Consider the following 1,320-nt stretch of genomic DNA (forward strand, 5'->3'; position numbering starts at 1 on the left):
CCCATCCACAGTCACCAACCGCGTTCCGGCGCCCAGGCCCACAACCACCTCAGACGCATCAGCCCCCTCCGTCGCCACGACCAGCCAATCCCCGGTACGAGCGGAGGCTGCGCTCGCGGCGATCGGCTCCCAGGTCTCGCGGTACTGCCAGCCCGTCACTGCGTTCCGCGTCACCATGCGCTCGTGCCAAGCCGACAGGGCCGGCACCACTCGCTCCAAGGCTTCGCCATCCACTCCGGATTCCGCGCTCAGCTCTGCCAGACCACGGCTCTTCACCAGCTCCCAGAAGCCGCTGTCGTCGACGGACGCTTCCCTCTTGGCCGCCGTCGGCCAGTACCGCTCGTGCTGGAAGGCATACGTCGGCAGTTCCACCCGCCGACCGCCACCGATCACCGCAGCCCAGTCCACCCGAACCCCGGACACATACAGCCGCGCCAACGCCTCCAACGCGGCCCGCTCACCCTCACGCTCACGTCGGGCAACCGGAACTGCAGTTCCCACCGACAGGTCAGCCACCAACGCCGACAGCACTCCGTCCGGGCCGACCTCCACGAAGTGGGTGACCCCCCGGTCCGCCAGTTCCCGTACGCCATCGGCGAAGCGTACCGCACCGCGCACCTGCGCCAGCCAGTAGGCGGGCGACGTGAGTTCCTCGACCGTGGCGAGACGGCCCGTCACATTCGACACGATTTCAATCTGCGGACGCGAGAACTCAACGCCCTCAAGCACCGCACGGAAGTCGTCCAGCATCGCGTCCATCCGGGACGAGTGGAACGCATGACTCACCCGCAGACGCCGAGTACGACGACCCGCCCCGGTGAAGTGCGCGGCGATACGGTCGACCTCGTCCTCGTCACCCGAAACCACCACCGAGGTGGGACCGTTGACCGCCGCAATACTCACGCCATCGGTCAGCAGCGGCAGTACCTCGTCCTCGGTCGCCTCAACCGCGACCATCGCACCACCCGCAGGCAACGCCTGCATCAACCGACCCCGCGCAGCCACCACCCGACAGGCGTCGGGCAGCGACCACACCCCCGCCACATGGGCTGCCGCCAACTCACCGATCGAATGACCCAGAAGATAGTCGGCCTCCACGCCCCACGACTCGACCAGACGGTACGCAGCCACCTCGAACGCAAACAACGCCGGCTGCGTCCACCCCGTCTCATCCAAACCCACCCCACCGAACATCACCTCACGCAGGCCAGGGCCGAACTCCGCGCACACCTCATCCAACACAGCCGCGAACACCGGAAACGCGGCATACAACTCACGCCCCATCCCCGCCCACTGCGCACCCTGACCCGTGAACAACAC

The 1,320-nt window shown here is 67.5% G+C and carries 1 protein-coding gene; it reads right to left on the reverse strand.

What is annotated here, in order from left to right; all coding sequences use genetic code 11:
• The coding region (locus tag ABH925_RS37670) for an acyltransferase domain-containing protein (protein WP_370156154.1) at positions 1–1,284 on the reverse strand (1,284 nt) is incomplete at its 3' end.
• Positions 1,285–1,320: the final 36 nt, after the last annotated feature.

Source organism: Streptacidiphilus sp. EB129 (genome assembly GCF_041262645.1).
In the GTDB taxonomy this organism is placed as follows: Bacteria; Actinomycetota; Actinomycetes; order Streptomycetales; family Streptomycetaceae; genus Streptacidiphilus.